Source organism: candidate division KSB1 bacterium, from assembly GCA_022562085.1.
Classification (GTDB): Bacteria; Zhuqueibacterota; Zhuqueibacteria; order Oceanimicrobiales; family Oceanimicrobiaceae; genus Oceanimicrobium.
This window is the reverse complement of record JADFPY010000188.1, coordinates 1-8535: the sequence shown is the minus strand read 5'-3', so window position 1 is coordinate 8535 and position 8535 is coordinate 1. Positions and strand designations below refer to the sequence as shown.

7 protein-coding genes are annotated in these 8535 nt (G+C 45.4%); 2 read left to right on the top strand and 5 right to left on the bottom strand.

What is annotated here, in order from left to right:
- Positions 1–21 precede the first annotated feature (21 nt).
- From IH879_14700 to IH879_14685, 4 genes are all read right to left on the bottom strand, one after another.
- Positions 22–927, bottom strand: coding sequence for an alpha/beta hydrolase (locus tag IH879_14700; GenBank protein ID MCH7676182.1), 906 nt, complete (start codon positions 925–927; stop codon positions 22–24).
- Positions 928–1423: 496 nt separating this feature from the next.
- The gene (locus IH879_14695; GenBank protein MCH7676181.1) at positions 1424–2620 is read right to left on the bottom strand and encodes an IS91 family transposase; all 1197 of its coding nucleotides are present in this window, start codon (positions 2618–2620) and stop codon (positions 1424–1426) included.
- A complete protein-coding gene (locus IH879_14690) occupies positions 2617–2823 on the bottom strand; it encodes a tyrosine-type recombinase/integrase (protein MCH7676180.1) in 207 nt (68 codons plus the stop codon). The genes IH879_14695 and IH879_14690 overlap by 4 nt, the downstream gene beginning before the upstream one ends.
- Positions 2754–3431, bottom strand: coding sequence for a site-specific integrase (locus tag IH879_14685; protein MCH7676179.1), 678 nt, complete (start codon positions 3429–3431; stop codon positions 2754–2756). The genes IH879_14690 and IH879_14685 overlap by 70 nt, the downstream gene beginning before the upstream one ends.
- 344 nt (positions 3432–3775) lie before the next feature.
- Between IH879_14685 and IH879_14680 the strand changes: the two genes are divergently transcribed.
- Together IH879_14680 and IH879_14675 are read left to right on the top strand one after the other, a co-directional pair.
- The gene (locus IH879_14680) at positions 3776–5065 is read left to right on the top strand and encodes an integron integrase (protein ID MCH7676178.1); all 1290 of its coding nucleotides are present in this window, start codon (positions 3776–3778) and stop codon (positions 5063–5065) included.
- A gap of 417 nt (positions 5066–5482) precedes the next feature.
- A complete protein-coding gene (locus IH879_14675) occupies positions 5483–7240 on the top strand; it encodes a DEAD/DEAH box helicase (protein MCH7676177.1) in 1758 nt (585 codons plus the stop codon).
- A gap of 125 nt (positions 7241–7365) precedes the next feature.
- Here IH879_14675 and mmuM read toward each other — a convergent pair whose 3' ends face one another.
- Complete coding sequence (gene mmuM / locus IH879_14670) at positions 7366–8349, bottom strand: homocysteine S-methyltransferase (protein ID MCH7676176.1); 984 nt, start codon at positions 8347–8349, stop codon at positions 7366–7368.
- Between the last annotated feature and the right edge of the window lie 186 nt (positions 8350–8535).

Here is an 8535-nt window from a genome sequence, read left to right as displayed (position 1 = left end):
GCTTCACTGGCCTGCCTGTTATTATTCTGGCAATCGGTGGCTCGAGAAGAAGCTGGCCAGGCGCTCAGCCGCGCCTTTCGGATTCGTCTGGAGCATGGCGTGAGTTGCGTTTGGCAGAACGAAGTTCTCCGCGTGCGGCAGCCACTGTCGCACCCTTTCGTGAATCTCCCGAAAATAAGGTTTTGTATTGGCCCCTCTCATGTTCAGCACTGGCTGGGTGATATGGGCCGCATCCTCACGTGTCCACCTCCACACATCCAATGATGGGTACTTGAAAAGGGCGTCGGCATCTGCTACCCAACGTTCAAAGTAACCGGGAGGCAGAGTTCGGTCAAACACTGTACGGTAATCAGCACCAGCGACTTCCTGTGCGAAGGTTTCTATCGCACCTGAAATATCACCCGATTCGTACAAAGATCCCGCCTTTGCTACTATCTCCTTGAATTCAGGCGAACTAAACAAAATCGACGGCAGGGCAGGCTCCAATAGGGCAAGTGTATGCACAGCCTCCGGGAAGTCTTTTGCCAATTGTAAAAGAATGACCCCACCGGAGGACTGGCCGACGAGGTGAGCACGTTCAACGCCCAGATGTTGCATGACCGCCCTGCAATCTGCTGCATGCTGTGCAATACTGACAGTAGCCTCGACACGGTCACTGCCGCCCCAGCCACGCAGATGATAATCTATTACTCGGTATTTCGTGACAAGCGCCGGCTCAGCAACCACCGCAGCGCATTCGTCGCCCATCGCACCATGTACAAAGACTACAGGTTCCCCGGTACCTCTGTCCCGGATCTCCAGTTGCACGCCGTTGATTTCGGCACGTTGCGTAGCTGGCAAATTCATCGCATCTTGGTTCTTTGTTGTGCAGCCAACAACGAGACCCAGGACCACAAAAAGAAGACTATAAATGAAAATATACTTCATATCTCTACCATCCTTTCAAGTTTTGTATCGTTACCAGTCAGAAATAGATTCAACGCTAAGGTACTGCCATAAAAGAAATCACCCAAAGAACAATGGGCCCAGAGAGCGGCCTAACAATTAGGATTTTATACGGGGTTGAGCCCAAGGAAGTCCTCTGAGCCACAAAAAAAGAGCAGAAGCTGACTCATTGTTTGATCCCTGACCGATACACGCTCAACTGCGTATAAAATCGGGTTGGACGAAACCGCCCACCACCTATGTGGATTTCAACTTAGCTCTTTGATTGAAAGTACGGTTTTGAGCAGAACGTCGTACGATAAGTATCAACAAAAATACTTATTAAGTCTTTATTATATGCACTGAAAGTGAAACTTGCCACTTTTTTATGCAGCTTATCCGCTCCCTGAAACCCAATTGAATGTACCACTCGAATGCCCCGGTAAAAAATCTTTAAAAAAATGATGACTTAACTTAATAAAACCTCCTCTCTATTCTCCTATGGTGGCACTACAGAAGGCTCCAATTTCGATACTAAACGGCCCTTCTTGCAATAAGGACAAATTCCAGGCTCAACGCCAGTCAATTCTAAAACCCAATCCTGCCAGGTCTTCTTCACCGAACTCGAATCATCGCTTTTCTCAGGTACACACCCTAAAATCTCCTGGCACAGCATACGCTTCTCACGGTTGCGGCTGGCAAAGAGCCCGTAATATCTGATACGAAAATACCCTTTCGGCAATACATGCAACAGGAAACGCCTGATAAATTCAAATACCTCAAGCGACGTCTCTTCTAACTTGTCCCCCTTGCGGTAGTTCTTCCACTTGAAGTAGACACGGTCATCCTCCACTTTAACCAAACGATGATTCGATATCGCCACCCGATGCGAGTATTGACTTAAATACTCAAGCACGGCTTCGGCGCCGCCAAAGGGAGCTTTGCAATAGGTCACCCAGGTTTTCTTGTAAAGCTCATCCTTCATTCGCTTGAACTCAGCAGCATCCTGAAGGTGCGATACCGCTCCCACAAGGTTTAACTTGCCGCGTTCGTAAGCAGCGTTTAGATAGTGCATAAACTTCTTCTTGAACAAATCACTGATGACGTTCACGTGTACAAAGAACTTTTTCCGTTTCTTGGATTTTCGAGGATAAATCCACTCCATCTCATCTTCTGAAAGACCACCACAAGGAATAATGCAGTGCAAATGAGGGTGGTCAATTAAGTTTTGTCCCCAGGTATGTAGAAAGGCCAGCACACCTATCAAGCCGCCAAGGTGCTTCGGGTCATGACCCAACTGAAGCAACGTCTGCTTCCCGGCACGAAAGAGTAAGTCGCACATCACCTTCTGATTATATTGAAACAGCAGATTCAGCAAATCCGGTACCGTCAGGACAACATGAAAATAACCTACCGAGAGCACCTCTTGCTTGCGCGCCGCCAGCCACTTCTGCTGCGCCAGCCAACCGCACTTCGGGCAATGGCGGTTGCCGCACGAATCATAGGCGGGAACTTCTGCACCACATTGGTCACATTCCTGGAGATGACCACCGAGTTCCTTGGTTCGACATGTCTCTATCGCCGTCATGGCCTTCAACTGATGCGTTGGCAACTTGCGACTGGCACGGTAACGAGGACCATACTCCCGAAATATATCCCCCAATTCAAGCGTCTGTCGTGTATTTGGGAGAGTCATGACTCATCCTCCCAATTGAACTTGTCCAGAGGACTAACAACCTCACGACGACCATTACGGTGCTGAAGATGGAGATAAATAAGTGTGGTCTGGATGCTCTTATGGCCGAGCAGTTCTTTGATGGTGAATAGGTCTACGCCATCTTCAAGAAGGTGGGTGGCAAAACTGTGACGGAGACTATGGACTGTGGCATTCTTCTTAATGCCGGCTTTTTTTTGGCGCTCTTAAAGGCTTTCTGAATCCCATCGATGGAAAGAGGTTTCTTATGTCTGCCAGGAAAAAGCCAATAATCCGGTCGAGTTGCACGCCAGTAGGTACGTAATTCCTCCAAGGCAATCTTCGAGAGCAGGGTGTAGCGGTCTTTCTTGCCCTTACCTTGCTTGACAAAAATCCGCATGCGGTCACTGTCGATGTCGCAGACGCGCAAATGAGCACCCTCACTCACACGTAACCCACCCGAGTAAATAGTCATTAAGATTACCCGGTGCACGGCATTCTCTACCGAATCCAAAAGCCGTTTGATTTCTCTGCGAGATAGGTCTACCGGCAATCGGCGTTCACCCATTGGACGTGGTATCTTGCCGACATCCCATTCACGTTGAAGCACCTTCTTGTAAAAAATCTTAAAGGCAGATGTTGCAGCATTGATGCTAGACCAACTCAACTTCCGCTCATTGCGAAGATGAAAAAGATACCGACGCGCATCAGCCTCATCCAGAACACCAGGCGGCTTTTTGTGGTAGCGAGTCAATTCGGCCATATGGTAAAGGTAAGCCTGAATTGTCTTCTTCCCCATGTTCCGCAGTACCATATACTCATACATCCGATCTCGTAAAGCACCCATAACATATCCTCCTTTGGTTTGTTACAGTATAGATTAATGACTGCTCAAAGGTAGGATATTCAATTGATTGTGTCAAAGAACTCTTAAAACTACCGCGAAGCGGTTTCGTTCAACAAGTAAGTAACTCATTTTTCTGTATAACATTAACATATTTAATATGTGATCGAGATGCAATAAAAATATTGCATTTAAGTAAAGAATTTGATATGCTATGAATACTATACAGAAAAACTTATAAGTATCGTATGCTTAATATCCCAACTAAAATCCTTGATCCTTACAGGGCTTTTTTGCAGCAACAAAAAGTCTCGGTGAAAGAAGTTCCATTTTTTCTTAAATGGCTGCGATTCTATTTGGATTTTTGCCATAAATATTCTCATGCTGCAGCTAATCCAAATAGCTTGTCCCATTTTATCAGAAAACTAAAACAGAAACATCAAACCGAACAGCAGATAGTGCAGGCAAAGCAAACTATCATTTTGTTTTATAAATTAATCGAAAAAGATAAAATAGTTGTTTCAAAATCATCTATTCAGAAAAAAGAACAACCTGCCGGATTGCAGAATGATAAAGTTGGGCAAAAAAGAGTTACAAAACAAAAAATAACCTGGAAAAATGAGTTCGATATGCTGAGTATTGAAATAAAGCTGCGACATTATTCACCTAAAACTCTTAAAGCATATAGAGCTTGGCTTAGCAAATTCCAGGGATATCTCAGAAATAAATCTCCGCAGCTTTTAGCATCGAGTGATGTTAAAAAGTTTCTTACCCACCTTGCTGTAGAAAAAGAGGTTGCGGCTTCAACTCAGAATCAGGCATTCAATGCCCTGCTCTTCTTTTATCGCCATGTCCTAAAAAGGGAATTTGGCGATTTTAAAGATATACCCCGAGCTAAAAAGACTAAATATGCACCGTCAGTTTTATCAAGAAAGGAAATTGATACAATTATTGAGGGCCTTGCATATCCCTATAGCCTGGTCGTGAAACTGCTATATGGCTGTGGTCTCAGGTTAAATGAGGCCTTAAATGTTCGTGTTCAAAATTTTGATTTTGATGAAGGAATCGTCACCGTATATGGAAAAGGGCGCAAATTTAGAAAGGTTCTACTTCCAAAAAGAGTCATACCTGAATTGAAGGACCATCTGGAACGGGTTAAGAATCTTCATCGGCAAGACCTCAATGCGGGATATAGTGGGGTTTTTATGCCGGGTCAATTAGAAAAAAAATATAGAAATAGTGCCAAAGAATTCTCCTGGCAGTTCTTTTTCCCGGCAAAAAAATTAACGATCATTTCAGGTACAAGCGTTATTCGTCGTTATCATCTTCACGATACCCATGTTCAAAGAGCTGTTAAAGCCGCGGCGACTAAGGCACAAATACCCAAAAACGCCTCCCCGCATATATTCCGGCATAGTTTTGCAACTCATGGTTCGACTCAGCTCACCACAGGTTTACTGAAAGCCGGTTATGATATCCGTAGTGTGCAGGAGCTTCTAGGTCACAGCGATGTCAGGACAACGATGGTGTATACACAGACTCTTAGATATCCTCGCCCCAATGAAATTAAGAGCCCTTACGATATGGAGGAAAATGCTCTTTAGTCCCCGCATGAGAGATCACCTAAGCGGTGATCCCGAATAAGTAAAGTCGGGACACGACGTAAATTTTCAAAAATTAAATGCCAAAAGCCAAAAGCAAATGGTCAAAAGCATATTTTATTTTACTAACATTTCTCACTTGCTTTCACATGTCATTCCGACCAACGGGAGGAATCTGAGTCTTGGCATGCTAAGATTTGAAGGCTAAATTCAATTCTTCAAGACAATTCGAGCTCATCAGATTTCTCGCGGAGTTTATCCTGAGCCTGTCGAAGGGCTCGAAATGACATAGTTCTTTGTTATTGTTTTTACTGATGCTTATGTAGACATCCCCAAGTGAGAAATGTTACTTATTTTAGGAAAAAATAAAAGTGGTTACATCTACAAATCCATTCTTAATTATACGCATTGGCAGGATAGATGTCGGATAACCTGACAACCCAATCGGCTTTTAATGAGCTGGAACTGAGCAAACCCGTATTACGTGCACTGGATGACGTCGGTTATGAAACGCCTACACCGATCCAGGCTCTGACCATTCCTCATATTCTGGCAGGAAAAGATGTCCTTGGGCAGGCTCAAACCGGTACCGGTAAAACCGCTGCTTTTGCCTTACCGCTGCTGTCCCACATCGACCTCAAGAAAGTCAAACCTCAGGTTCTGGTTTTGGCGCCAACGCGAGAGCTGGCAATTCAGGTTGCGGAAGCCTTTCAAAGGTATGCCGCTCATATGAAAGGATTTCATGTGATTCCAGTTTATGGCGGCCAGGACATTGTTGGCCAATTCCGGCGGTTAAAGCGTGGAGTACACGTTGTTGTGGGAACTCCCGGTAGAATTATAGACCATATCCGGCGGGGTACTCTTAAGCTGGATTCGATCAATTGCGCCGTACTGGATGAAGCTGATGAAATGCTGCGCATGGGATTTATCGATGATGTGAAATGGATTCTGGATCAAACGCCGCCGGGACGCCAGATAGCCCTGTTTTCTGCGACTCTTCCGAGCGCTATTAAAGAGATTGCAAAAAAATATCTCGAAGAACCGGAAGAAATTAGAATCAAAGTACGCACAACGACTGCGGAGACCATCAATCAGCGTTACTGGATGGTGAGCGGGCTGCATAAGCTCGATGCCCTGACCCGAATTCTTGAGGCAGTCACGTTTGACGCAGTGCTGATTTTTGTCCGCACCAGAATAGCAACCAAACAACTGTCCGATAAGCTGGAAGCCCGGGGGTATGCCGCTGCGCCGCTTAGTGGAGATATCCCGCAGAAACAACGGGAAACAACGGTCGGGAGATTGAAAGCCGGGAAACTGAATATTCTGGTAGCAACTGATGTTGCAGCCCGCGGCCTGGATATTGACCGCATCAGTCATGTGATTAATTATGACGTTCCTTACGATATAGAATCGTATGTACATCGCATTGGGCGCACCGGCAGGGCAGGGAAAACCGGTGAAGCCATTCTGTTTGTATCTCCACGGGAACGGCGGATGTTGCGCTCTATTGAAAGAGCAACAAGGCAGAAAATTGAGATGATGCAACTGCCGTCCACGGAAGAGATAAATAATAAAAGAATTGCCGATTTCAAGCAGCGCATTACAGACACACTTGCGAGTGAGGAGCTGGGATTTTATCATCAAATTCTGGAGCAGTACCGACAGGAACATGATGTACCCGCACTTGAAATCGCGGCGGCCCTGGCCAGACTTGCACAGAAAGATACGCCCCTTCTGCTAAAAAAAGCCCCTAAACCTGCACCAGTTGACTTCGAAAATAAGCCGGACAGAGGCAGAAGCGTAAAAGGGCAGAGCGGGTCAAGCCTGAAAAAATCCGCTTTCAGAGTTGAAGAGGGCATGGAGTCATTCCGGATAGAAGTTGGTGATGTTCATGGTGTAAAACCCGGCAATATTGTTGGCGCTATCGCCAATGAAGCAGGTATCGATGGTGAATTCATCGGGCGGATCGAGATTTATGAAGACTTCAGTACGGTGGATCTTCCCGAAGGCATGCCGCGTGATATTTTCCGCGAATTGAAAAAGGTTTGGGTAGCAGGGCAGCAGTTAAAAATAAAAAGGTTGGAGGAAAGCCCGAAAATGGCGGGGGGAAAAAAGAAATTTTCTAAAGTGAAGAGTAAGAAATCAGGCGGCGGCCGTTCAAAAAAACGCAGAAAGTAAACTAGAGACAGTGTTTAGGTGTTCAGGTGTTAAAGTGTTAAAGTGTTTACGTATTTTGTCAAGTTGATTAATTTCAAGATATTAGTACCGGAACACTCGAGCACGAAAACACACAAACACATGCTTTAAGGGGTCTTCCTATTCTGCAGGCTTAATAGTGCCCTTCTCATATCTGCGATCTGGCTCGGGTTCGTTCTACAGCATCCTCCGAGCAGCCGCGCCCCAAGATTGAACCATTCAATTGCTGCGGTCCCAAGATTTATTAGGTCTGAAGAACCCATCCAACTTTTTCGATTCTCATCATAGACTTCTCCGGAGTTTGGATAGATCACAATTGGTTTGGCTGGAGCTCCCTGGCGCACTTGCTTAATTAACGAAGAGATATATTGCGGTGCTGTACAGTTCACACCGACCCCGACGATTTGCTCACAGTTGACAAATAGTTCAGCACATTCTGCCAGATGTGTGCCATCACTTATCCTCATCCCATCCGTACACGAGAAACTTATCCAGGCATAGACCTCGGGAGTTGACTTGAGCAAATCGAGTAAGACCACAGCCTCCCGGAAACTAGGGATGGTCTCGAATGCAAAAATATCAGCAGATGAATCAGCAAGGATTTCCCACCTCGATTCATGAAATGAACGAAGTTCTTGAGTTGACACAGAATAGTCTCCTCGAAATTCTGACCCGTCGGCGAGATAGGCTCCGAATGGCCCAATGCTGACGGCAATCAAAGGACGTATCCTTGACGGGTTCTTATTCTTGCTGTTGTCGAGATATTGCTCTCTGGCTTCGGATGCAATCTCAAGGGCTTTTTTGAGTAGAGATTTGGCTTTCTTTTCTGATATTCCTTGTTCTACGAAACCGGGAATACTCGCCTGGTAGGTTGCCGTAGTGATACAATCTGCGCCGGCGTCAAGGTAGGAGAGATGTACTTTGCGAATTTCCTGAGGATGATTGATTAACAGACTGGCAGACCACAAATTGTTGTTCAGGTTGTGGCCACGTTTTTCCAATTCAGTAGCTAAGCCACCATCAAGTAGAACGAATCCTTGTTGTTTAAAGAACGCTGCGATGGGTGACTTCTGAGAATTCGATAACTGCATGCTAATTTTCAATCTTTGTTTGCTGGTTACCCCCCACGCCTATCGCTGCTCGAATATTATTGAAGCAAAGGGAAACCAATTGTAAATTGTATTGCCACACACTTTACATTTTGGAGGAATCCCTATGCTTCAAGACTATATTGAGCAATTTTTACATTACTGTCAAGTCTCAAATTTTACTGCAAA